This window comes from Mycobacterium sp. (genome assembly GCF_047975165.1).
In the GTDB taxonomy this organism is placed as follows: domain Bacteria; phylum Actinomycetota; class Actinomycetes; order Mycobacteriales; family Mycobacteriaceae; genus Mycobacterium.
Genome location: NZ_JBKECZ010000132.1, coordinates 1 through 24538 on the forward strand (window position 1 = coordinate 1; position 24538 = coordinate 24538).

A 24538-nucleotide genomic window follows, 5' to 3' on the forward strand; every position below is an offset into this window, starting at 1 on the left:
GACCTGACCGAGGCGCTGGCCGACATCGGCGGGCAGGAGCCGGCGGTGCCCTACTATTCGGCGACCTCCTTCGACCCGCGGGAGGAACCGTATTTCGATGCCTACTATTGGGCGGATAATCTGCGGCACACGGTGCGGTTCGCCGCGGCGGTGCAGGCCGCGCTCGAGGACGGCTTCCGGGTGTTCACCGAGTTGTCCCCGCACCCGCTGCTGACCACCGCGGTCGATGAAACAGCGCGGAGCCTGGACAAAACTGTCGTGACCCTGGCAGGCATGCGCCGCGAGCAGCCGCTGCCGCACGGGTTGCGCGGGCTGCTCGGCGGCCTGTATGCCGCCGGTGCTGCGGTGGACTTCTCGGTGCTCTACCCCACCGGACGCCTGGTCGACGCGCCATTGCCGAGCTGGAGTCAGCGACGGCTGCTGCTGGCATCCAGTGGCCTGGATTCGGTCGCCCGCCGCCGCGCGCTGGTCCCCGCCCATCCCCTGATGGGTGTGCACGTGAAGTTGCCCGAGGAGCCGGAGCGGCACGTATGGCAGGGCGAGGTCGGCACCCGGGCGGCACCCTGGTTGGCCGATTACCAGATCCGTGGTGCCACGGTCCTTCCGGGCGCAGCCTACTGCGAAATGGCCCTGACTGCCGCCCACGCCGTCCTCGGGGAGACCGCCGAAGTACACGACCTGAGTTTCGAGCACCCGCTGCCACTCGACGACGTGACGCCGATAGGGATCACCGCGACGTTCCAAGCGCCCGACAGCGTGGCATTCACGGTCGAAAGCAATCGGGAAGGCCGCTACGAGCAGAACGCCACCGCTGTCCTGTATGCGGTCGGCTCGTCGGATCAACCGCCGGCGCACAACCTGGTCGAGCTGAAGGCACAACACCCCCGGTTGGTGGCCGGCAGCCAAATTCGCCGCTGGATGGACAAGCGCGGCCTTCGGCTCGGCCCGGCCTTTGCGGGACTGGGCGGCGCCTATACCGCGGAGAGCGCCGGCAACACCGTGCTGGCCGAGGTTTCGCTGCCCGGCCCGCTGCGTCCGCAGCAGAGCGCCTACCCCACCGTGCACCCGGCCTTGCTGGACGCCTGCATCCAGGCGTTGGCCGCCCACCCCACCGTCGGCAATGCGGTGAACGGCGGAATGCTGTTGCCGTTGAGTGTGCGCAGGCTGCGCAGCTACGGGTCGGCGCGCAAAGCCCGGTACTGCTTGGTGACGCTGACGGCCTGCCCCGCAGCCGGTGTCGAAGCCGACCTGGACGTCATCGACGGAGACGGTGTCCGGTTGCTGGATATCCGCGGCCTGCACCTGGGGGCCGGCGCCTCCCCGGACAGCGAGCGCGACCGCCTGCTCGGCGAACGATTGCTGACCATCGAGTGGCAGCCCGGTGAGTTACCCGAGAAGGCCATCACCGACCCGGGCAACTGGCTGTTGATCAGCACCTCCGACGCCGCCGCCCCCAACGCTGCGGCACTCGCACAGGCGCTGGAGGCGCAGGACGCCCGGAGCACGACACTCTGCTGGCCGTTCACCGGTGACCATGCGGCAAATGCCGAGCAGCTTCGCGGCCGGTTGGCGGCCGGCACGCTGGCCGGGGTGGTGCTGGTGACCGCGGCCCAGCAGCACCCGGTCGGTGAGTCTGCGCGCCGCGGCGAACAGTACGTCGAGCACGTGGTCCGCATCACCCGCGAGCTTCCCGAGCTGCTCGGCTCGCCGCCGCGAACGTATGCGCTGACGCACAACGCCCAAATGGTGTCCTCCGGCGACCAGGTCAACCTGGAGCAGGGCGGCCTGCGGGGGCTGCTGCGAGTGATCGGTTCGGAAAACCCGCAGTTGAAGGTCACCTACATCGACCTCGACGAGCACAGCGATGCCGAGCAGGTGGCGCAGCAGCTGCTGCTGGACACCGACGAGGACGAGACCGCGTGGCGTGAGGGCCAGTGGTACGTAGCAAGAATGCTGCCCACGCCGCTGCAGCCCGAGGAACGCCGCACCACGATCGTCGACCACGACCCGGCGGCCACCGGCGCCGGCATGCGCATGCAGATCCGCGCACCCGGCGACCTGGAAACCCTGGAGTTCACGGCATTCGACCGGACTCCCCCGCAGCCCGGCATGATCGAAGTCGCGGTCAATGAGTCCAGCGTCAACTTCGCCGACGTACTGGCCACCTTCGGCCGTTACCAGACGGCCGACGGCAGCCTGCCCGAGCTGGGACTGGACTTCAGCGGTGTGGTGACCGCGGTCGGTTCCGGTGTGACCGGGCACAAGGTCGGCGACCGGGTGGCCGGGCTGTCTAACAACGGCTGCTGGGCGACATTCCTCACCTGCGACGCCCGCCTGGCCGTCAGCGTGCCGGACGGTATGACCAGTGCCCAGGCGGCCGCGGCCGCCACCCCGTACACCACCGCCTGGTACGGGCTGCACGATCTGGCCCGGATGCGCTCCGGGGACAAGGTGCTGATCCATTCGGCCACCGGCGGGGTGGGCCAGGCGGCGATTGCGATCGCGCGGGCGGCGGGAGCCCAGATTTTCGCCACCGCCGGCAGTCCCGAGAAGCGGGACATGCTGCACGCCATGGGAATCGAGCATGTCTACGATTCCCGGCGGGCCGAGTTCGCCGAGCAGATCCGCCGGGATACCGGCGGGTACGGCGTGGACATCGTGCTCAACTCGCTGACCGGAGCCGCTCAGCAGGCCGGGATCAAACTGCTGGCCTTGGGCGGACGCTTCGTCGAAATTGGCAAACGAGACATCTACTCCAACGCCCGGATGGAGTTGTTCCCCTTCCGGCATAACCTCGCGTTCTTCGGCGTTGACCTGGCGCTGATGGTGCAAAGTCACCCCGCGCAAGTGGGCGCGCTGCTGGGGCGGGTGTACGAGCAACTCGCAGCCGGTGCGCTGACGATGCCGGAGATCACCCGTTATTCGATGGCGGACGCGGCCACCGCGATCCGGGTGATGGGCGGAGCCGAACACACCGGCAAGCTGATCCTGGACATTCCGCACGCCGGACGCAACAGCGTGGTGATGCCGCCCGAACAGGCCGCGGCCTTCCGCGGCGACGGCTCCTACATCATCACCGGCGGACTCGGCGGCCTGGGGCTGTTCCTGGCGGAGAAGATGGCCACTGCGGGCGCCGGACGCATTGTGCTCTCCTCGCGGTCTCAACCAACCCGAAAGACAGTGGAGACAATAGAATTGGTCCGCGCGATCGGATCCGATGTGGTGGTGGAATGCGGCGACATCGCCGAGGCGGGCACTGCGGAGATGCTGGTGGCCACCGCCACCGCCACCGGTCTACCGCTGCGCGGGGTGGTGCATGCGGCTGCGGTCGTCGAGGACGCCACCCTGCCCAACATCACCGCGGAACTTCTTCATCACGACTGGGCCCCCAAGGCATACGGGGCGTGGAACCTGCATCAGGCCATTCGGGACGCCGGAGCGGACCAGCCGCTGGACTGGTTCTGCTCCTTCTCCTCGGCGGCGGCCCTGGTGGGTTCACCCGGCCAGGGAGCCTACGCGGCGGCCAACAGCTGGCTGGACACCTTCACCCACTGGCGCTGCACGCAGGGTCTGCCGGCGACCTCGATCGCTTGGGGCCCGTGGGGTCAGATAGGCCGCGCGACGTCGTTTGCCGAGGCGGCCGGGGATGCCATCCAACCCGAGGAAGGTGCGTACGCATTCGAGGCACTGCTGCGTCACAACCGTGCCTACACCGGATACGCCCCCATCATCGGCTCACCGTGGCTGGAGGTGTTCGCCGAGCACAGCCCGTTCGCCGAGGCGTTCAAGACGACGGCCAAACATTCTGGCTCCAGCAAATTCCTGGCCGAGCTGGACAAGCTTCCCCACGATGAGTGGCCGGGGCGGCTGCGGCGCATGGTTTCCGAGCAGATCGGGTTGATCCTGCGCCGCACCATCGATGCCGACCGGATGTTGACCGAGTACGGCCTGGACTCGCTGAGCAGCCAGGAACTGCGCACCCGCATCGAGTCCGAAACCGGGATTCGCATCACCGCCACCAATATCAACACCACGGTGCGCAGCCTGGCCGATCTGCGGTACGACGAGCTGACGTCCGCCTGAGGTCCGCGCGTGGATGAGGGTTCCGAGGTCCGTCGATGAGGTTCGTGCTGGCCGCGCACGGCACGCGCGGCGATATCGAGCCGTGTGCCGCGGCCGGTATGGAGCTGTCGCGGCGCGGCCACGACGTGGTCATGGCGGTCCCGCCGAACCTGGTCGGCTTCGTCGAATCCGGGGGCCTGACCGCGGTCGCCTACGGGCCGGACTCAGCGGTCCAGATCAACCAGGTCGCTGCGTTCGTCACCAACCTCACCACCGCGCAGAACCCGTTCAACGTTGCGCAGGCGGCCAAGGCACTGTTCGTCGAAGGATGGGCCGAGATGGGCCGGACGCTGGCCGAACTCGCCGACGGCGCGGATCTGTTGATGACCGGCCAGACCTACCATGGGGTCGTCGCCAATGTCGCTGAGTATCACCGTGTTCCGCTCGCCGCCCTGCATCACTTTCCGATGCACGTCAATGCGCAAGTCACCATTCCGTCGGTGCCGCTGCCGCGGGCACTGGTGCCCACCGTCATGAAAGCCTCGTGGCGGTTGTACTCCTATGCCAGCCGGGACGCCGACCGGGCGCAGCGTTGTGAGCTGGGACTGCCTCCGGCGTCGGCTCCCGCACTGGACCGGATCGTGGCCGGTGGCGCCACCGAGATCCAAGCCTACGACCCGGTGTTGTTCCCCGGTCTCGCCGACGAATGGGATACCCACCGGCCGTTCGTCGGCGCCCTATCCATGCAGCTGCACACCGGGCCGGACGACGAGCTCGACTCGTGGATCGCAGCCGGAACACCGCCGATCTATTTCGGTTTCGGCAGCACCCCGGTGCAGTCACCCGACGACACCATCGCCATGATCGCCGATGTGTGCGCCGAGCTCGGCGAGCGTGCGCTGATCTACTCGCCGGCCGACAGTGCCACCGGTGTCGCGGATGCCGGGCACGTGAAACTCGTCGGCCTCATCGACTACGCCGCCATCCTGCCCAGGTGCCGGGCGGTGGTGCACCACGGCGGGGCGGGGACCACAGCGGCGGGACTGCGTGCCGGGCTGCCGACCCTGATCCTGTGGGAGGTCGCCGATCAGCCGATCTGGGGGGCGGCCGTGAAACGGCTGAAAGTCGGTGCGACCAGGCGCCTTTCGCGACTCACCCGGAAATCCCTGGTCAAAGAGATTCGGGCAATTTTGGCGCCTGGCTGTGCCGTCCGCGCCCGGGAGATCGCCGTCGCCATGACCGACCCGGAAGCTGCCCTGGCCAAGGCGGGGGACCTGCTGGAGCACGCGGCAGCGGGCGGCGGCTAGCTCCCTGCGGCCAAGGCCAGCGGATACGATCGATACCACTTGCGTCGATGAGCCGGCCCCATTTCCCGCAGAATCCCCATCGTCACCGGCCAACCGTGGGTGCGGCTCAAGCCGCGGATCATCGACCCGCTTGCGCCCCAGTGGTATTGCCGTCCGCCGAAGTGCGCGTTGGCCGTCTGGCGTCCGAAGTGGTTTATATAGGCCATTTCCGTGGTGTACAGGCCGAAACCGGCCCGCTGCGCACGCAACGCCAGATCCAGGTCCAGGCCCCACCCGTAGCGCCCGAACGTCGAAAGATCCATCCCGCCAACGGCATCCCAGCATTCCCGGGACATCGACAGCGCGGTACCCTCCACGGCGGGCACGACTCGGTACGACGGGCGCGGCAGGTAGTCGGCGGCGTCCGGTTTGTCGGTGGTCACCGCGTAGGGGAACCCCGCGTCGAACATCGGACCGACGATTCCCGCATCACCCGGGAGCCGGCCGTCCAGCAGTGCTTCGACGAAGCCGTGTGAAATGCGGGTGTCGTTGTTGAGTGTCATTGCGTGGGAAAAGCCCTCGGCAAAGGCGATCCGGAATCCCAGTTCGCTGCCGCCGGCCCACCCGAGGTTCCCCCTTGCCGTCTCGACCCGTTCGCCGCCGATCCTGGGATAGTCGCCTCGGTTGTCGACGATCAGATAGTCGGCACTTTCCCGCTCGAGGTCGGCCACGAGTGCGTGCGTGTACTCGTGCTGGCCGAAGACCGGAACCGTGATCAACAGCGACACAGGCGAATCCTATCGTGACAGCAATCGTCGCAAGTGCTGTTCGGCGCGCCCCGTCTACTGCCGACGGCCATTGCGGGCGGCTTCTTCCAGCAGATCGGCGGCGGCCGCAATGCTGGCGGCGGGAGCGGTCATCCGGGAGGCGATCTCACGGGCGCGTGCGAGGTAGCCTGGCGCCAGGATCGTCCGCAAGTCCGAAACCAGCGACGCGGCGGTGGAATTCGAAAACCGCCTGCCACGGCCGACCTTGAGTGCTGCGACCTGGGCGGCCCAAATGGGTTGATCGGATGTGATCCACAGAATCAGCGCAGGCACCCCCGCCCGCAGGCCCGCCGCGGTGGTGCCGGCGCCGCCGTGGTGCACCACCGCGCGGCAGGCGGGAAAGACCGCCGCGTGGCTGACCGCCCGGACGACTTTCAGGTGCGGCGAGTCCGGTATCGACCCGGAATCGCGTGGCCCCGAACAGATCAGCGCCCGTTCCCCCAACTCTGCGCACGCTGCCCCGATCATGGCGACCCGATCGGCCAGGCTCCCGGCCGGCATGCTGCCGAAACCGAAGTAGATCGGTGGTGTGCCGCCGGCGATCCAGGACATCACCTCATCGTCTGCGGCGGTGGCCTGACTCATGGTCAGCGCGCCGACGAACGGCCGCCGGCCGCCCCACTCCGCGGCCAGCCCCGGGAAACAGAGTTCGTCGTAGGCCTGGATTTCCAGGGCGCCCCGGTCGGCCATGCGCGCGGGGGCGGGGCCGGTGGCTCGGGGTAGGCCGAGGTCACTGCGCTGTCGATCCTCAACGCCCTTGGTCGTATGCCAGTACAGCCGGTCCAGTGTCGACATTGCCGACCGCACCACCGGCCCAGGCAACCGGGCCGGAAAGGCGATCCGGCCGTTGGCGCGCATCGGAGAGAAATGCAGCGCGGCCAGCGGAATGTCGTAGTGCTCGGCGACGTTGGCGACGACTTCCTGGTATATCTGCCCGGACAGCAGCAGGTCGGCGCCGTGGGCAACCGGTGTCAGCATCTCGCTGAGCTCCAGCCAGCCCTCGGTGACCGGCGCCATGGCTTCGCGCAGCAGTTTGGCCGGGTTCTGGATTCTCCAGCCGTTGTGCAGGAACTGTTCGTCGAGTTGCTGCTGGGAATCCCGGGTTCCGTAGGCGACCGCGGGCAACCCGGCCGACTCGACGAAACCGATCAGGTTGGGCGGCACCGCAAGACGCACATCGTGTCCGCGTCGCTGCAATTCCAGGCCGACCGCGGCGCACGGCTCGATGTCGCCACGGGTGCCGTAGCTGGCCACCACGAATTTCATCAGGTCTTCCCGCGCTGCGCGTCAGTCCTTTTGGAAAAGATAGATGCGGTAGGTGAACCCGCCGCCACGCTTGAGGTCGCGGTCGAGCAGGGAGACGGCGTAGCGGGTCAAACTCGACAGGAGGGCCGGTGCGTAGCGGGCGATCCGCTCCTGCGAACGCCGGGTGTTGGCATCCAGCCCGCGCTTGGCCTCCGCGCCGATGTCCCGTTGGGCCAGTTTGTTCAGCTCTGTCGCGGCCAGCGCCGTCTCCCATCCGGCGACGACGGGGTTGCGGCGGGAGTCGGTGTAGAGGAAATGCCCGCCGGGGCGCAGCACGCGCGCAACTTCGTTGAGAAAACCGGGGAAATCCGGGTACTGGTGTGAGGCCTCGACGTTAACCACGGCGTCGAAGGTCTCGTCGGGGAATGGCAGGTTCTGGGCGTCGCCCTGGACGAACTCCAGGCCCGGAAGCTTATGCATTTTCTGGCAGAGTTCGATGTTGGCCGGGTTGAGGTCCAGACCGGTATAGGACGCCGGGCCGAGCTGGCGCACGATGTAGGAGGCTCCGCCGCCGCCGCCGCAACTGACCTCGAGCACCTTCTTGCCGGTGAGGTCCACCTGGCTCGCCGTCTGGTGATAGAGCTGGATGCAGTAGCGATTCGGCTCGTCGGAGGCCTCCAGCTCCAGACCCAGCGGCGGGTCTTCCTCGTAGCCGAAGTTGAAGAACACTACGTCGTCGCCGACTTGGCGGGTGCCCAGCGGCAGCAGGTATCTGGTGGTGATCTTGCCGATCAAAGGGTTTTGCTGGAGGCGGTATCTGAGGGCCACGGGAATGAGTGTCGCACGAGCGGGCCGCGCCTCATGCCGAAAGTGGCAACGTCGGCAACTGCGATAGCCGCGGTTTCCGTGCCGAGCCCGCACTCTCCTTGTACCTTGGTGAGGTGGCAGGGCAGGCGAAATCACACGACGAGGCGAAGATCGGGGGCATCTTCGACCGCGTCAGCGGTTTCGTCGTCAAATGGCCGTGGCTGGTCATCGGCGGCTGGATCGCCGTCGTCGCCATGCTTGCGCTGACGTTCCCCCCGCTCGCCGTGCAGGCGGCAAAGCACGAGGACAAGCCCCTCCCCGACGAGGCCCCCACGACCATCGCGCAACTGGAGATGAACAGGGCGTTCAGCGCGCCCGCCGCCCCCAGCGAGTACGAGAACGCCGACCTCGGCGACCTTCCCGAGCTGCCCGGTATGCCCGGTATGCCCGAGACACCCGAGGCGCCCGAGGCGCCCGAGGCGCCGGACACTGCAGCCCAGCCGGAAAAACAATCCGGATCGCTGCTGCTGGTGGTCCTCACCGACGAAAACGGGCTCAGCCCCGAAGACGAGGCCACCTATCGCAAGCTGCTCGACAATCTGAAAGAGGACACCCAGGACAAAGTCACCTTCCAGGACTTCATGGGCACGCCGGAACTGCGTGAAATGCTCGAAAGCAAGGACAAGAAGGCCTGGAACCTGCCGATCAACCTGCCTGGCGCGCTGGCGGCACCCGAGACCGTGACAGCCCTGGAGAACATCAGGGAGATCGTGCACAAAACCGTCGCCGGGACGACACTGACCGCCAACCTCAGCGGACCGGTGGCCACCCTTGCCGACGTGCAGGCGCTCGGCGAGGCGGACATCGAGGTCATCGAGCTCGGCACCATCATCAGCGTGCTGGTCATCCTGATCCTGGTCTACCGCAACGTGGTCACCATGCTGGTGCCGCTGGCCACCATCGGTGTGTCGATCGTGGGTGCTCAGGGTGTGCTGTCGGTGCTGGCAGAAATGGGCCTGGCCGTCAACATGCAGTGCATCGTGTTCATGAGCGCGGTGATGATCGGCGCCGGGGTGGACTATGCAGTCTTCCTGATCAGCCGCTACCACGACTATGTGCGGCACGGCGCCACCTCCGACGAGGCGGTCAAGAAGGCGATGATGTCGATCGGCAAGGTCATTGCCGCATCGGCGGCGACCGTGGCGGTCACCTTCCTGGCCATGGTGTTCACCAAACTGGAAGTGTTCTCCGCGGTCGGCCCCGCGATCACCGTCTCGATCATCGTCACGTTCCTGGCCGCATCGAGTTTCCTGCCGGCGATCCTGGTGCTCACCGGCCGGCGCGGCTGGATCAAGCCCCGGCGTGACCTGACCACCCGTTTCTGGCGGATATCGGGAACCCGCATTGTCCGCCGCCCCAAGATTCACCTGGTGGGCAGCCTGATCGCGCTCGCCATGCTGGCCGGCAGCTGCATGTTCATGCGGTTCAACTACGACGACCTCAAGGTGATGCCGCAGGACGTCGAAAGCGTGAAGGGACTCAACGCCCTGAACGACCACTTCCCCAGGAACTCGATGACCCCGATGATGCTGTTCGTCGAGTCGCCGCGCGACCTGCGGTCACCCGCAGCCCTGGGGGACCTGGAGATGATGTCGCGCCGTATCGCCAACCTGCCCGACATCGTGATGGTGCGCGGATTGACCCGGCCCAACGGGGAGCCGCTCAAGGAGACCAAGGTGTCGTTCCAGGCGGGCGAGGTCGGCAGCAAGCTCAACGAGGCATCAACCGCGATCTCCGAACACGGTGGAGAACTGGAGCAACTGGTCGGTGGTTCCCGGCAACTCGCCGATGCCCTGGGCGAGATCCGCAGCCAGGTCAACAGCGCCGTTGTCAGTTCGGCGGGGCTGGTCAGCTCGCTGCAGGGCATGATCGAGCTGATGGGCGGCGACAAGACGATCCAGCAACTCGACGACGCCTCGCACTACGTCGGGCAGATGCGTGCGCTGGGCAACAATCTCAGCGGGACGGTCCAGGACGCCGAACAGATTGCGGTGTGGGCGGGTCCGATGGTGACGGCCCTCAATGCCAGCCCGGAGTGCAACGCCAGCGCATCCTGCGTGCGGTCACGCTCGCAGTTGTCGGCGATCGTCCAATCCGGGAACAACGGGCTGCTGCGGTCCATCGGGGCTTTCGCGATTACCCTGCAGCGGACGCAGGAGTACCAGAATCTGGCCGAGACCGTCGGCCAGCTGGACGATCAGCTCAAACAGATCGTTGCCGGACTGAAAATGGTGAAGGGGCTGCCCAATACGTTGTCCCAGCTGAAGAAGGGGGCCGGAGCTCTTGCCGACGGCAGCGGCGCGGTCGCCGACGGGGTGGCGGCGCTGGTCGATCAAATCAAGCAAATGGGCGGCGGCCTCAATGAGGCCTCCGACTTCCTGCTCGGTCTCAAGCACGACGCGGACCGCCCCAGCATGGCCGGATTCAACATTCCGCCGCAGATCATGACGCGCGACGAGTTCAAAGCAGGTGCTCAATTCTTCCTGTCGCCCGACGGGCACGCCGCGCGATATTTCATCCAGAGCGCGCTGGGCGCCTCCACGCCCGAGGGTATGGATCAGGTCAACAAGATCGTTGCGGCCGCCAGGTCGGCGCAACCGAACTCCGAATTGGCCGACGCCAAAGTGGAAGTGCTGGGCATTCCCAGCGCGATGCGCGACACCCGGGACTTCTTCAATGCCGACATCCGGTACATCGTCGTCGCGACGATCCTCATCGTGTTCTTCATCCTGGTGATCCTGCTGCGCGCACTGATAGCGCCGCTGTACCTGATCGCGTCGGTGCTGGGGTCGTTCATGTCCGCGCTCGGGCTAAGCGTCATCGTTTTCCAGTTCCTGCTGGGCATCGATATGCACTGGAGCCTGCCGGGGCTGTCGTTCATCCTGTTGGTCGCGGTCGGGGCCGACTACAACATGCTGCTGATCTCTCGGATCCGCGACGAGTCGCCGCACGGGGTGCGGGTGGGTGTGATCCGTACGGTGGGGTCGACCGGCGGTGTGATCACCTCGGCCGGCCTGATCTTCGCCGCGTCGATGTTCGGCCTGCTGGCCGCCAGCATCACCACGATGGCGCAGGCCGGCTTCACCATCGGCATCGGTATCGTGCTCGACACCTTCCTGGTGCGGACCATCACGGTGCCCGCGCTGGCCGCAATGATAGGCCAGGCGAACTGGTGGCCATCGGCGGCCGGCCTGAGCCCGAAGGGCAGGGCCACGAGGCGCCAGCGGATGGAGATCGTCCGGCATTGGCGCGACCGGGCGCACCACTTCGTCGTCGACAAGGCTCCGTGGCTGAGGCTCCCGCAACCCGCGTCGACATCGGCCGTCCGTCGCACTCGGGCGAAGCGGGCCGTCAGCAGCATCGATCTACTGCCCGGTCACGCACTGCCGTTGTTCGGGCTCACCACCATGCCCAACTACGACCTGGAAAAATGCGCGTCGCAGTCCCGGCGCGCCACCGGAAGCCGGCGCAGTGGGGCACAACCGGTCGACCACCTGCTCACCGATTCGCTCCCGCTGTTCGGCCTCGGGTACGAACTGCTGGAACACGATGCCGGTGCCTCACCCCTATCTGCGTCTCCCGACCAGCAGTGAGAGATTGTGCGCCAGACCGACAGCGGTAACCCCTCGCGGGGCACACATGCCACGGTCGACACCGTAGTCGGCCCGCCGCCGAAGAAGACCGATTTCCGGGACGACATCGAGGGCCTGCGCGGATTCACGCTGCTGGCCATCGTCGGCTGGCACATTTCCATGCCCGGGGTCAGCGGTGGCTTCGTAGGACCGGACATCTTCTTCGAGATCTCCGGCTTCGTCATCACCCTGCAGCTGTGGAAACAGGTGAGTACGACCGGCACCATCGGGCTGCGCAAGTTCTATGGCGGTCGGGCCCGCCGGCTACTGCCGGTGTCGGCCCTGGTCGGTGTCGTGACCGCGATCGCATCCGCGTTCCTGCTGCCGGTAGTGCAGGCCCAGAACGCACTCAAGGACGCCATTGCGAGTGCACTGTACGTGCCCAACTTCTGGTTCATCGGCCAGCAGGTCGACTATTTCTCCGGTGGCACGCCCTCACCGTTCCAGCACTACTGGACCCTCGGCGTGGAGGAACAGTTCTATCTGCTGTGGCCGCCGGTCATCGTCGGTACGGCCTGGCTGATCCGGCGTTTGCGCCGCGGTTCCAAAACCGGCACGGTGCCGTCCAGAACGCCGGACCGGATACGCGTCACGCTGATCGCGGCGACCTCGTTCGCGCTGTCGCTGCTGGTCACCTACGTGATGCCGCTGGCCGCGTACTTTTCGCTGCCGACGAGGGCCTGGCAGCTGGCTGCCGGGGCCCTGGTGGCACTGACCGCCCCCCAGTGGAGCCGGCTTCCCGCGCGCGCCGCCGTGATCATCGGATGGGTCGGGGCGGCCATGGTGCTGTGGGCGTGCTCCGTTTTCACCTCGGACATTCCCTATCCCGGTACCGCCGCGCTGCTGCCGGTGGTCGGCACCGCCTTGTTGCTGGGCGCCGGCTGCTCGACCCCGTCGAAGGGTGCCGGGCGCATCCTGGGCTGGTCACCGATGCGGGCGATCGGCCGGCTCTCGTATTCGTGGTATCTGTGGCACTGGCCGGTGCTGGTGTTCGCGCCGATTCTCGTCGGGCATCCGCTCGGACTGGCCGGCGAGTTCGTGGCCGCGGTCGTCGTCTCCGGGGCGCTGGGCTGGCTCACCCTGCGTTTCGTCGAGAACCCGCTGCGCTACGCCGCCACGCTGCGCAACTCCCCGGGGAAAAGTCTGGCCGTCGGCGGTGTCACCACTGCCGTCGCGGCCGGTGTGGGGGTAGCGCTGCTGATGTGGGTGTCGTCGCAACCGATGCCGGTCGCGGTCGCCCGCGGCGCGGCGACCGCGCCGTTGACCGTCACTGCGCCGCCGGTGCCGACCGGAAGCGATATCGCAGCCTATGACGCGGCCGTGGATGACGTGTTCGCGCAGATCCAGGCAGGCGTTGCCGCGTCCGCCGATTTGCAGAACGTGCCGGCGAACCTCGACCCGTCGCTGGCCGATGCGGGCGGCGAACTAGGCAAAATGATGTTCAACGGCTGCCTGCGCCTTCCCGTCCAAGCCGGGCAACCCGAGTGCGCCATGGGTGACACCGCATCGAAGACCACGGGGGCCGTCGTCGGCGACTCACACGCGTCGATGTGGATCCCGGCGCTGAAACGGATCGGCACGCAGCGGCCGTGGCGCATCGAAGCCATGGCCAAGGCTGCCTGCCCGATGATGGACCTGCCGATCGCCAACCCCTTCGTCGCACCCATTGTGGAATTTCTGCAGCACTGCGAGCAGTGGCGCGGCCAGATCATGGATCGGCTGCGCGCCGAACATCCAAAACTAGTTGTGCTCAGCGTGTTCCGAGGCTACGTCGCCAAGAACAGCAACGGGTTCCTGTCGGGTTTCACCTCCTATGACCCGCCCTGGATCGACGGATTGAACAGCCTGGTGAAGCAACTGCGCGGAATCGGCGCCAAGGTGCTGGTGCTCGGCCCGCTGCCGCGCCTGGGCGCAGCCGCACCGGCCTGCCTGTCGGGGCATCTCAACGATGCCACGGCCTGCGCGCCACTCACGGCAACGGCGTTCGACCGGGCCGGCATGGCAGCCGAGGCAGCCGCCGTCAACGCCGGCGGCGGACAATACGCGGACCTCACCGAGCTGTTCTGCGCGAAGACCAGGTGCCCGGTCGTCGTCGGCAACACCTTGGTCTACGTCGACGCCGGTCACCTGACGCTGGAATACTCCGAACTGCTGGCGCCGGCGATCGCGGCGCTGGCCGACCGTGCACTGATTCAAAACTGAGGTGGTGTGCCCTCTTTCGGCGCAACAGCGCGCGGTGGTGCTCGCTCGCGAGCGTAACGCCAGGGCGAAATCCGGAGCGCGAAATCGCAGCCACGTTACGCTCGCGAACGACTCGCACTCACGTCTGGGTCTTGAGCAAAATGTCCGAACTCAGCTCAGACGTCGAGCCGGGGGAAACCGTCTCGGCCGTAGATCTCGACGCATTGCGCCCGCCGCGGCTTGCCGCTGGTGGTGATCGGAATCGAACCCTGAGGCGACAGGACGAGGTCGGACGCACTGAGTCCGTGGGCCTTCGAAATCGCTGACGTGACTTCGCGTTTAATGGTGCCGAAGCGTTCGGCCGCCTCTTCCGGGGACTCGTCCTTCTGCTTGAGTTCGAGGATGGCGACCAGCTTCTCGACACCGTCCTCGGGAACCGCAATCGCCACGCACCGACCGGGGCTGATGGTCTGGATGGTGGCCTCGATGTCGTCGGGCGAGTGGTTGCGCCCGTAGACGATGAGCAGGTCCTTGATGCGGCCGACGATGAACAGCTCACCTTCGGAATAGAAGCCGGAGTCGCCGGTCCGCAGCCACGGGGCTTCCGGCGTGCCGGGGGTGGGGTCGACGATGGTCCCGCCGAAGGTGTATGCGGTGGTTTCGGGATTGTTCCAGTAGCCGGTGGCGACATTGCCGCCCTGCACCCAGATCTCTCCGACGGCCCCTTCGGGGCACTCGACGCAGGTGTCGGCATCGACGATGCGCACCAGCTGCGTGTCCACAACGCCGTAGCTGACAAGCGGTGTGCTGCCGTCGCTTTCGGAACGTTCGGCGCGTCCGTCGGGGAGCTTCGCGGAATCGAAGTTGACGATCTTGGGTGGCTCGCCGGCCTGGCGGGTCGCGACGAACACCGTGGTCTCGGCCATCCCGTAGGACGGTCGGATGACCGCAGGGTCGAGCCCGAACCGAGCGAACCGGTCGGTGAAACGCTTGAGGGTGACCGGCTGCACCCGCTCGCTGCCGTTGAGGATGTTGTGGATCCCACTGAGGTCGCGGCCTTCGAGGTCCTCATCCTTGGTTTTTCGCGACGCCAGATCGAAAGCGAAATTCGGGGCGGCGGTGAAGGAAAGGGTGTTGTCGGCCAGCATCTGCATCCACCGGGCGGGACGCTGCAGGAACCCGATGGGGCTGGTCAGCTTCGCCGGTATGCCGGTCAGGACAGGGAAGATCAGCCCGAGGATGAAGCCCATATCGTGGTAGAACGGCAGCCACGAGACCACCGTCGATTCGGGCGGGGCGAGCCTGCCGTAGACCCCGTAGTAGGCGGTCATGATCTGCTCGAAGTTGGCCAGAAGGTTCTGGTTGGACACCATGACCCCGGCCGGTGTGCGGGTAGATCCCGAGGTGTACTGCAGATAGATGGTGTCCGGCTGCTCGTACCTGGCGCGCGAGGCCGCACCCGGTGGCCCATCGAGCTCCAGCCGGTCGAGTTCGATGACCCGGGTCCGGGTCTGCTGGTCACCCGGTGCCGCAGCCACGTACCGTGCGACGTCGTCCACCACCGCCGAGCTGGTGAAAACGATCGCGGGCGAGGTGTCTGACAGTACCGATGCCGTACGTTCGTCATGGGCGCCGCCCATCGGTACTGACAGCGGCACCGCAACAACGCCGGCGTGCAGCGAGGCCAGGAAACTGACGATGTAATCCAGGCTCTGCGGCGCGAGAATCAGTGCCCGGTCACCCGTCGTCGCGTTCTCGCTCATCAGCGCGGCGAGGTTAAGCATACGGCGGTACAGCTGCGACCACGTCAGGGTCAGCTCGACACCGTCCCAGGACTGGTCGAAGTCGATGTAGGTGAGCGCAATGTCGTTGGGCTGCAAACTTGCACGCTCGCGCACCACATTGGGAAGCGAAGAATCAACCACGGCCAACAGAGTACCTTTGCCGACGCGGCTTCATTCCCGGAACGCAATTTCGGCTCCGACACTTCCCCCGGGGGGCGTCGTGAATAATTGCCCCATCGTGGACAACCGGCTCGCACACATGGATCAGGTGTCGTTCCTTGGGCTGCGCGCACTCGGCTACGGGACGTTGGCCCAGGTCGTCTGGACCTACAACCGCGCGGTGAACATCGAGGTGTTGCGCCGATTCCACCGCAACCTCGGCCACGGGCTGCTGGGGCGCCGAATCGAACGCTCTCCGCTGCCGTTCGCCCGGGATCGGTGGGTCACCTCGCGCGGACCCACCGATATCGATATCGCGCGAACATCGCTGCCGCGAGCCGAGGCGAACGCGTGGGCCTACGAGCGGGCGTGCGAGCCCGCCGACCCGGAATTCGGGCCAGGCTGGCACCTGGGGGTGCAGCCACTGGACGACGGCGGTGCCGCGGTCAGCCTGGTGGTCTCGCACACGCTGGTCGACGGACTGGGAATCTGCGAAGTCATCGCACACGCGGCCAGGGGCGAGACTCGCGATCTGGGCTATCCCCCGCCAGGCGCGCGTTCGCGGCGGCAGGCGCTGCTGCAAGACGCCCGGCTGACCGTCGCGTCGGCGCCGGAACTCGGGCGTGCGCTGGCCGCCATGGTGCGGCTGGGCCTGCGGGAACGCCGGGAACTCGCCTCGTCGGTTGCCGCGGCACCACCGGCGCCGGGGCCGGCTTCCCGCGGCCGGCCCGGCGATGGACCTGCCGTGGTGCCCACCCTGGCGGCCTACATCGACGTCGAGGATTGGGACGCGTGCGCACGAAGGCTCGGCGGCACCAGCAACTCGCTGTTCGCCGGTTTGGCTGCCAGGCTCGGCGTCCGGATGGGCCGCCGGCTCCCGGACGGGGCTGTCACCCTGGCGTTCCCGGTCGGCGAACGCGTCGAAGACGACACCCGCGGCAATGCGCTGACGTTCGCCTCCATCACCATCGACCCCACCGATGCGGCTGCGGACCTCGGTGAGATCCGCCGCGAACTCAAACGTGCACTGATCGAGCTGATGGCCAACACCAACGAACTGCTGGCACCGCTGCCCCTGGCGTCGATGACGCCGAAGTGGCTGGCCCGGCGGCTGGTCGGGGCCGGGCTGGGTAGTGCGGCGTTGCCGATCGGCTGCTCCAACCTTGGCCGGCTCGACCCGGCACTGTACCGGCCCGACGGCACCGATGCGGATTACGCCTACGGACGGCTGATCGAACCCGCCATCAGTGCTCGCGCGCTGGAGAGCATGGGCGGCCAGCTGTTCGTGGCCTCGGGTCGCGGGCCGCGCCAGGTGTTCCTCACCGTCGTCGCCTACCAGCCCGGCCGTCCGAATTCGACCGGGGAGCTGCGGGAGCAGGTGTCGGCCACCTTCGCCGAGTTCGGGCTGACTGCGGTAATCGACTGCTGACCGGCGGCCCCGACCGGCCTTGTTCGCGAGCGTAACGTCGCTGCGATTTCGCGCTCCGGATTTCGCCGTGGCGTTACGCTCGCGAGCAAGCCCGGCCGGTCAGCTCTGCGCATCCCGCGCGGGCAGGGTGTCCCGGAACCGGCGGGCCCGACCGAATTCGCCGAACAGTGCCGCCGTCATGGCCCTGGTGTGTGTCCACCGGTGCGGACCCAGTGCCGCGGCCTCCACGAGCATCGACAGCCAGGCCGGCAGCCACCAGGCCGCCGCGGTGAGGCGAACGCCTGCGGGTGCGGCCGGATCGACGATCATCCAGGTGAGGATGCGGTGCTGGTCGAGCAGATTTCGCCGGCCGGCCATGACGCGCGTTGTCGCCGTCGCGGTGCTGTGGCTGCGTACCGACAGCTCGCGGGGAACAAAACAGACGGTGCAGCGCAGCATCAACCGTTCCCAGAAGTCGACGTCGACGAGTTGGTAGATGTCGGTGCGGAAGCCGCCGGCGTCGATCGCCAGTTGGCGACGAAACATCACGCAGGTCGGTTCGCCGATCCAGTTGTCCTTGCCGCCGCGCAGCAGCATCTGCTGAACCAGCGAGGATCCCCGATTGCGCTCGTCGAGGTTGCGGAAGTGGGTGTGAATCGTCCCGTACCGCTTCTCCCATCCCCGATCGTCGGTGTCGATCCGGCGCGGGGCGAACACCATGCCGACCGCGGGGTCCTCGAAGCAGGGGGCCAATGCCCGCAGCGCCCCGGGGAGCAGCCAGTCGTCACCGTGCACGAACTGGATCAGATCCCCGCGCGCCAGCTCCAGGCACCTGTTGTGGTTGGCGTTCAACCCCAGACGGGGCTGGTTGCGCACCAGCCGGTCCCCCGGGCGCAGCAGTGTGGCGGCAATGGCCGCGGAGTCGTCGGTGGAGTCGTCGTCGACCACCAGGATCTCGAACTCGACGTCCCGCTGGTCGAGGATACTGCGCAGGGACCGTTCGATGGTGGCGCTGTTGTTGTACATCGGGATGCACACCGACACTCGCGGGGATCGCTGGATGCCGGTGATGTTCACGGGTGTGTTGCGTCGCTCATCGGCCACCGCGATCCGGGTGGCTCAGAGAGCGGCTATGCCCTGGTACAGCAATGTGACACCGACGAAGGTGAACATGACCTGGGTGATCTGCAGGCGGTAGGTTCGCACCCAATCCTGGATGCGCTCCATCACGGCTTCGGTCTTCTCCGGTGCCGTCAGGAAGCACACCAGCGGAATCTCGATGAGCGCCAGGATCATCAGGATGAACAGTAGGAACACGCTGAACTGTTCGGTGACCGAGTAGCCCGAGGCCCCGATGAACGCCAACACCACCAGGCCTTCGTAGGGCGGAAACGTCGTGGAAAGACCGGCGAAGAAGGCCAGCGACGTGCGATCACCGCTGAAAAGCTGGTGGGTGCGCTGCCCGAGTCGCTCGAGAAAGCTATCCGGACGCTCCTCGACCAGAGTCACCGTGTGGCCGCCTCCGGCATGCACCTTCGCGTTGACCGGCGCGTTGGCGCGTTTGGTTATGACCGCCACCATCAGCAGTGCGAGCACGCCGAAGGTCAGTTGAAGACGCCCGCCGTCCAGGATGACGGTCGCCGACCGCGCCCGGGTGATGGCGTCGCCGGTGGCCTGCAGCACGCCGAGGGTGATTTCCCGCAGCAGAACGAATGCCGCCAGCCCGATTCCGACACCGGCGGCAATGCCACCCAGCCAGAAGGCCAGCAGGTTCCGGAACGGTCGGCGCTGGGACAGCATGGCGACGGCGAGTCCGACCCGTACGGGATCGATCGCCATGCCCAGACCGACAACCAGCAGTAACGTCCACATCAACGGCGACGCTACTACGCCTGGGCGTAGCCCGTGGCATTACTGAGAAATTGCCAAAAAATGGTTGTGGACCTGCGCCTTGGAAATAGTTCGGGACCTGGGTATCGGCCAAATTGCGTGACCCGAATCACTGGTCCCATTCTCCGCAACCGAGCCTGTCCACATTCGCCTGAATCAGCCGGTAGGGGTAGGCGGTGTGCTCCGCGAGAAATTCGGGCAAGCCCCGCATGGAGTCGTGCCAGGGGGTGTTGAGGCGCGGCAGGATCGTCTTGAGGAAGGGGAATCGCAGGTGCTCTATCAGCCCGTCCCAGTAGTAGAGGGTGTTGTTCGTGGTCTCGGAGAACCTGGTGGCCCACTGGTGCTCGGGCGAGCGCGCGTAGGTTTCCATGATCGCGGCCGTGGAGATATACGCCTTGGTGCTCAGTCCCGCACGGCGGGCGCGCCGGGTCAGGCCGATCTCGTATCGCCGGATGAGGGCCTGTTTGTCGACGACGTAGTGGAAGTCGTTCCAGAAGTCGTTGAGGAATGCCCGGGAGCGTTCGTTGAGATCCCAGGCCAGAAAAAAGGACTGCAGGTGGGAAACCTGCTCCCTGCTTTCGATGGCGCCGTACATGTCGGCGCCGTGGAACGAGTCCCACATTTCCTCGAGGGGGAACAGCGGGCCGTAGACGCTGTCGTTGGCGATCACCATCCGGTCGAACTGCTCCAGCGACCAGCCGCGGTCGGCCATGATGGCCCAGGCCAGATGCCACGAGCCGAAGTCCAGCGACAGCGTCTCGCGGGTGTAGACGCCCGCACAGAGTTCCCGGATCGGGGCCACCGACTCCGGTGTCAGGCTCGGCGAACCCGAGACGAAAATAATCGTCGCACCCAGCTTGTGCAGCGCCTTGAGGTAGTAGACGACGTACGGGTCGACGATCCCCTGCGGATCGAAATGGGCGAACAGCACCAGTGTGCGCCGCCCGGCCGGGGGCTGCGCCGGCAACTCCTGATGGGTCTGGCAGATGAAGCCCAGTGCGTCTTTGTTCAGGCGGTAGCGGATCGCTGCCTGCGAGCGCTGGAACCTACCGCGCAATGCGGCCACGCGTTCGGAGGCAGTTGAAGACTTTGCGTAGGTCGACATCAATAGCTGTGCGTCTCGATCCATCGCCGCAATCCGCTTGGCCTGACCCAGGTGGACTCGCCTAGGCCGAGCCTCTCGACGTTCGCCTCGATCAGATCGTACGGATAGTCGGTGTGCTCTTCGATGAATTCGCGCAGCTGCGGGACAGAGTCCTGCCAGGGTGCATTGTGGCGCGGCAGGCTGGTCTTGATGAACGGGAAGCGCAGGTGCTCCACCAGACCGTCCCAGTAGTAGATGCTGGTGTTGACTCCCCCTCGTCTGCGCAGCCTCTTGATCCACTGATGGGTCGGCGACAGGGCATAGGTCGCCCTGATGGCGTCGTCGGACAGGAATGCTTTCAACGTGAGTCCCGCTTTTAGGGCGCGCGACGACACCGCGACCTCGAGTGCGCGGATGAGAAGAAGTTTGTCGACGACGTAGTGGAAGTCGTTCCAGAAGTCGTTGAGGAAGGCCCGGGTGCGTTCGTTGAGATCCCAGGCCAGAAAAAAGGACTGCAGGTGCTTTTTCTGGACGGTGCTTTCGATGGCGCCGTACATGTCGGCGCCGTGGAACGAGTTCCACATTTCTTCGAGGGGGAACAGTGGGCCGTAGACGCTGTCGTTGGCGATCACCATCCGGTCGAACTGCTCCAGCGACCAGCCGCGGTCGGCCATGATGGCCCAGGCCAGATGCCACGAGCCGAAGTCCAGCGACAGCGTCTCGCGGGTGTAGACGCCCGCACAGAGTTCCCGGATCGGGGCCACCGACTCCGGTGTCAGGCTCGGCGAACCCGAGACGAAAATAATCGTCGCACCCAGCTTGTGCAGTGCTTTCAGGTAGTAGACGACGTACGGGTCGACGATCCCCTGCGGATCGAAATGGGCGAACAGCACCAGTGTGCGCCGCCCGGCGGGGGGCTGCGCCGGCAACTCCTGATGGGTCTGGCAGATGAAGCCCAGTGCGTCTTTGTTTTGGCGGTAGCGCTCTGCGGCTTGGTGCGAGGCGCGCTCAGATTCGCTGCGCAGCCTGGCCCATTGCGCCAGGGCGATCTCAAACGCGTGGTACATGTGCTTTTCCAGAGTCCGGGCCGCGTACGGCCTACTTCGTGGCCAGCGCGAAGAAGTCGGCTCTGGTTGTCGTGATATCCACGATCTTGAATCCGACGTGGGCGAGCACTTTTTCGATCAATGGGACGTCGAAAACATGGTGGTGAAGGGTCCTGTTCTCCACGTTCTTCAGGCTCCTCTTCCGGAAGTTCTCCAAATCGCCGGCCGGTGGGTCCCGCTTGAGATCGTGCAGCGCCAGGATCTCGTCCAGGTGGGTCAGGTCATCCTCGCCGACGTCGTTGGCGAAGTCCTCCAGCAAATGTTCGAACTTCGTGACGGGGCGCCTATGGTCGAAGTTGCTCTTCTTGTTGGGAAGGACGAGCACCAGGGCGCCTCCGGGCTTGATCACCCGTTTCCACTCGTTGAGGGCCTTGATCGCATTGGCCACGTGTTCCAGGCAGTTCGAGGACAGCAGGAAGTCGTACTGCTCATTCTCGATTTCGCTCAGGTCAGAGGCCTCCGAGATGTACTGGTGTCCACGCTTGTTCTCGTCGTAGACGAAATTCTCCCCGGCTTCCAGGCGGCCTTCCCACACCGTCTCCGAACCGAAGTTGACCCCGTCCAGCCCCTCAACAAGCTGGTAGAGAGGTAGAACGGTCCTGAAGAGGGCGCTGGGACCGCCGATCTCGATTCCGTACTTGTGCTCGATCAGGGGCCGGTAGCACTTGCCAATGGGGAGCCGCCAGCGCTCATACCTCAGCGTTTGCCACAGGTCGGCCGCCGATGTGGGCGCGAACTCTTTGACTAGCTTCGGCATCATCTTCCTCTTCGGTCACCAAGGGCTGACGGACGCGCCAGGTCAATGTCAGCCAGGCGCACCTGTGCCACCGACGTTGGGCATCGTGTCGTCGCCCGGAAGTCTGGCAGATCAGCCGGGTGGGCGTGGTGCGATTGGGGTGATTTCCTTGGGGCCGCCGGGGCCTGTGTGGCAGGGTTGGGTGAGACAGCAGCAGTGGTCAATTATCGCTACAGGGCGAGACGGGATCACCATTTTCGTGACGATGACGATCGCATCTTTGGGTGGGTGCGCTGATACTGACCAGGTGGACAGCACGTCGGATCCGGGTGCCCGGGCGCGACGGCGCACGTTCACCGCCGAATACAAGGCCCGTGTTCTCGATGAGTACGACGCGCTGCCGGTCGGCTCGTCCGAGCGTGGTGCGTTGTTGCGGCGTGAAGCCCTGTATAGCTCGCACATCGCCGAATGGCGCAAAGCCCGCGATGCCGGTGCCCGAGCCGGGTTGGCGCCGAAGGGTAAGGCGAAACGCACCGCTGAGCAGGTCGAGCTGGACAAGCTGCGGCGACGCACCAAGGCACTGGAAGCCGAGCTGCACCGCACCAAGCTAGCGCTGGAGATAACGGGAAAAGCACACGCGCTCTTGGAGATGTGCTCCGAGAGCGCGGATTCCGAGGTGAAGTCGACGCCGTGATCGCCGCGCAGCTACCCGGCCTGGAGGCGGTGACATCGACGAAGCGGGCGTGTGAATTGCTGGGTGCCTCACGGGCCACGCTCTATCGCCGCCGCAACCCGCGACCGCGGCTGGCGGCTCGGGCACGACCCGAGCCGCCGAACAAGCTCACCGAGGCCGAACGCCAGCGCATTCTGACGGTGCTGCGTTCCAAGGAGTACTGCGATCTGGCACCCGCGCAGGTGTGGGCGCACCTGCTCGATGACGGCGTCTACTTGTGCTCGATTCGCACCATGGACCGGCTGCTGGCGATCGCCGGAGAGAACCGGGAGCGGCGGCGTCAGCGGACCCACCCCGCACGCAAGAAACCTGAGCTGATCGCCACCGCACCCAATCGGGTGTGGAGTTGGGATATCACGAAACTGCAAGGACCCCAACGCGGGGTCTACTACCACCTGTACGTGATTATCGATATCTTCTCCCGCTACATACCCGGTTGGACCATCGCCGCCGCCGAGGCCGGCGAACTGGCCAAAGAGTTCATCGCCGACACCCTGGCCCGCCAAGGCATCACCCGCGGTCAGCTGGCCTTGCACGCCGATCGGGGTACCTCGATGACCTCCAAACCGGTCTCCCAACTGTTGATCGACCTGGGTGTGGACCGCAGCCACAGCCGCCCACACGTGTCCAACGACAATCCCTACTCGGAAGCCAATTTCAAGACCCTCAAGTACTGCCCGGCCTTCCCGGGCCGATTCGGTTCCCTCGAAGATGCCCGCGCCTTCTGCACGAGATTCTTCGACTACTACAACCACGAACACCGCCACAGCGGCGTGAGCCTACACACCCCCGCATCGGTGCACTACGGCACCGCAACCCAGATCCATGCCCAACGCGCCGCCACCCTGGACGCCGCCTACACCGCCAACCCCGCCAGATTCCGGCACCGCCGGCCCACCCCACCGAAACTGCCCACCATCGCCTGGATCAACCAACCAAACTCGGAAGCACTCATCAAATCCAAGTAAGAAACTGTCTCACCGACCTTGACATGTTCCGCCGCTATTTGACCTGCGTCATCGATCACACGACAGGCCGGCTGGTGTGGGCCGCCGAAGGCCGCAACAAAGACACCCTGGCCCGGTTCTTCGATGCCCTGGGCGCCGAACGTGCCGCGGCGTTGACCCATGTGAGCTGTGATGGCGCCAAATGGATCCACGCCGCGGTCACCGAGCACGCCCCGGCCGCGGTGATCTGCCTCGATCCGTTCCACGTCGTGATGTGGGCGATGAAAGCCCTCGACAAGGTTCGGGTACGAACTACCGCGGCGGCCGGGACCCGGGATCGCCACGCGATGTGGGCGGTGCGCAAGAACCCCGCCGATCTGACCGGCCAACAGCGCACCAGCCTCGCCGACATCCAAGCCACCAACAAGACCCTGTATCGGGCCTACCTGCTCAAAGAACAACTCCGGGAGGTATTTCGGGTCAAAGGCACCGATGGGCGCCGGCTGCTAGCCGGCTGGCTGTCCTGGGCCAAACACTCCCGCATCCCCGAGTTCACCAAACTTGCCGTCACCATCGACCACTACCGCCCAC

15 protein-coding genes and 1 pseudogene are annotated in these 24538 nt (G+C 66.1%); 7 read left to right on the forward strand and 9 right to left on the reverse strand.

Annotated elements, in window-relative coordinates:
* Together ACK5M9_RS12920 and ACK5M9_RS12925 are read left to right on the forward strand one after the other, a co-directional pair.
* A partial coding sequence (locus ACK5M9_RS12920) for an SDR family NAD(P)-dependent oxidoreductase (RefSeq protein ID WP_416893565.1) occupies window positions 1–4083 on the forward strand: 4083 nt, incomplete at its 5' end.
* A gap of 35 nt (window positions 4084–4118) precedes the next feature.
* On the forward strand, window positions 4119–5369 hold the full coding sequence (locus tag ACK5M9_RS12925) for a glycosyltransferase (protein ID WP_416893566.1): 1251 nt from the start codon (window positions 4119–4121) through the stop codon (window positions 5367–5369).
* Here ACK5M9_RS12925 and ACK5M9_RS12930 read toward each other — a convergent pair.
* From ACK5M9_RS12930 to ACK5M9_RS12940, 3 genes and pseudogenes are all read right to left on the reverse strand, one after another.
* Window positions 5366–6136: a glycosyltransferase family 2 protein gene (locus tag ACK5M9_RS12930; protein ID WP_416893567.1), complete on the reverse strand. Its 771-nt coding sequence runs from the start codon at window positions 6134–6136 to the stop codon at window positions 5366–5368. The two genes, ACK5M9_RS12925 and ACK5M9_RS12930, sit on opposite strands and share 4 nt — an antisense overlap.
* A 54-nt stretch (window positions 6137–6190) precedes the next feature.
* A complete protein-coding gene (locus tag ACK5M9_RS12935; RefSeq protein ID WP_416893568.1) occupies window positions 6191–7441 on the reverse strand; it encodes a glycosyltransferase in 1251 nt (416 codons plus the stop codon).
* Between the two features lie 21 nt (window positions 7442–7462).
* A pseudogene (locus ACK5M9_RS12940) lies at window positions 7463–8273 on the reverse strand (phthiotriol/phenolphthiotriol dimycocerosates methyltransferase); the annotation flags it as partial.
* A 208-nt stretch (window positions 8274–8481) separates the two neighbouring features.
* On the opposite strand from ACK5M9_RS12940, the gene ACK5M9_RS12945 reads away from it, so the two are divergent.
* Window positions 8482–11880, forward strand: coding sequence for an RND family transporter (locus tag ACK5M9_RS12945; protein WP_416893578.1), 3399 nt, complete (start codon window positions 8482–8484; stop codon window positions 11878–11880).
* A 6-nt stretch (window positions 11881–11886) separates the two neighbouring features.
* Window positions 11887–14121, forward strand: coding sequence for an acyltransferase family protein (locus ACK5M9_RS12950; RefSeq protein WP_416893569.1), 2235 nt, complete (start codon window positions 11887–11889; stop codon window positions 14119–14121).
* Between the two features lie 155 nt (window positions 14122–14276).
* On the opposite strand, the gene ACK5M9_RS12955 is transcribed toward ACK5M9_RS12950, so the two are convergent.
* Window positions 14277–16031, reverse strand: coding sequence for an AMP-binding protein (locus tag ACK5M9_RS12955; RefSeq protein WP_416893570.1), 1755 nt, complete (start codon window positions 16029–16031; stop codon window positions 14277–14279).
* A gap of 91 nt (window positions 16032–16122) precedes the next feature.
* On the opposite strand from ACK5M9_RS12955, the gene ACK5M9_RS12960 reads away from it, so the two are divergent.
* Complete coding sequence (locus ACK5M9_RS12960) at window positions 16123–17472, forward strand: hypothetical protein (protein ID WP_416893571.1); 1350 nt, start codon at window positions 16123–16125, stop codon at window positions 17470–17472.
* Between the two features lie 99 nt (window positions 17473–17571).
* Here the strand turns inward: ACK5M9_RS12960 and ACK5M9_RS12965 are convergent, their stop codons facing one another.
* The 5 genes from ACK5M9_RS12965 to ACK5M9_RS12985 form a co-directional block, all read right to left on the reverse strand.
* Window positions 17572–18477: a glycosyltransferase family 2 protein gene (locus ACK5M9_RS12965; RefSeq protein WP_416893579.1), complete on the reverse strand. Its 906-nt coding sequence runs from the start codon at window positions 18475–18477 to the stop codon at window positions 17572–17574.
* 93 nt (window positions 18478–18570) lie between these two features.
* Window positions 18571–19323 (reverse strand): GAP family protein, encoded by a 753-nt coding sequence (locus ACK5M9_RS12970; RefSeq protein WP_416893572.1) that lies wholly within the window; start codon window positions 19321–19323, stop codon window positions 18571–18573.
* Window positions 19324–19450: 127 nt separating this feature from the next.
* On the reverse strand, window positions 19451–20470 hold the full coding sequence (locus ACK5M9_RS12975) for a rhamnan synthesis F family protein (protein WP_416893573.1): 1020 nt from the start codon (window positions 20468–20470) through the stop codon (window positions 19451–19453).
* Window positions 20446–21492: a rhamnan synthesis F family protein gene (locus ACK5M9_RS12980; protein WP_416893574.1), complete on the reverse strand. Its 1047-nt coding sequence runs from the start codon at window positions 21490–21492 to the stop codon at window positions 20446–20448. Before ACK5M9_RS12980 ends, ACK5M9_RS12975 begins: the two co-directional genes overlap by 25 nt.
* Window positions 21493–21523: 31 nt before the next feature.
* Window positions 21524–22288, reverse strand: coding sequence for a class I SAM-dependent methyltransferase (locus tag ACK5M9_RS12985; RefSeq protein WP_416893575.1), 765 nt, complete (start codon window positions 22286–22288; stop codon window positions 21524–21526).
* A gap of 244 nt (window positions 22289–22532) precedes the next feature.
* Here ACK5M9_RS12985 and ACK5M9_RS12990 point away from each other — a divergent pair.
* A protein-coding gene (locus ACK5M9_RS12990) for an IS3 family transposase (RefSeq protein ID WP_416893576.1) occupies window positions 22533–23968 on the forward strand; the annotation gives its coding sequence in 2 pieces (ribosomal slippage) (window positions 22533–22893 and window positions 22893–23968; 1437 coding nt in all).
* 23 nt (window positions 23969–23991) lie between these two features.
* The coding region (locus ACK5M9_RS12995; protein WP_416893577.1) for a transposase at window positions 23992–24538 on the forward strand (547 nt) is incomplete at its 3' end.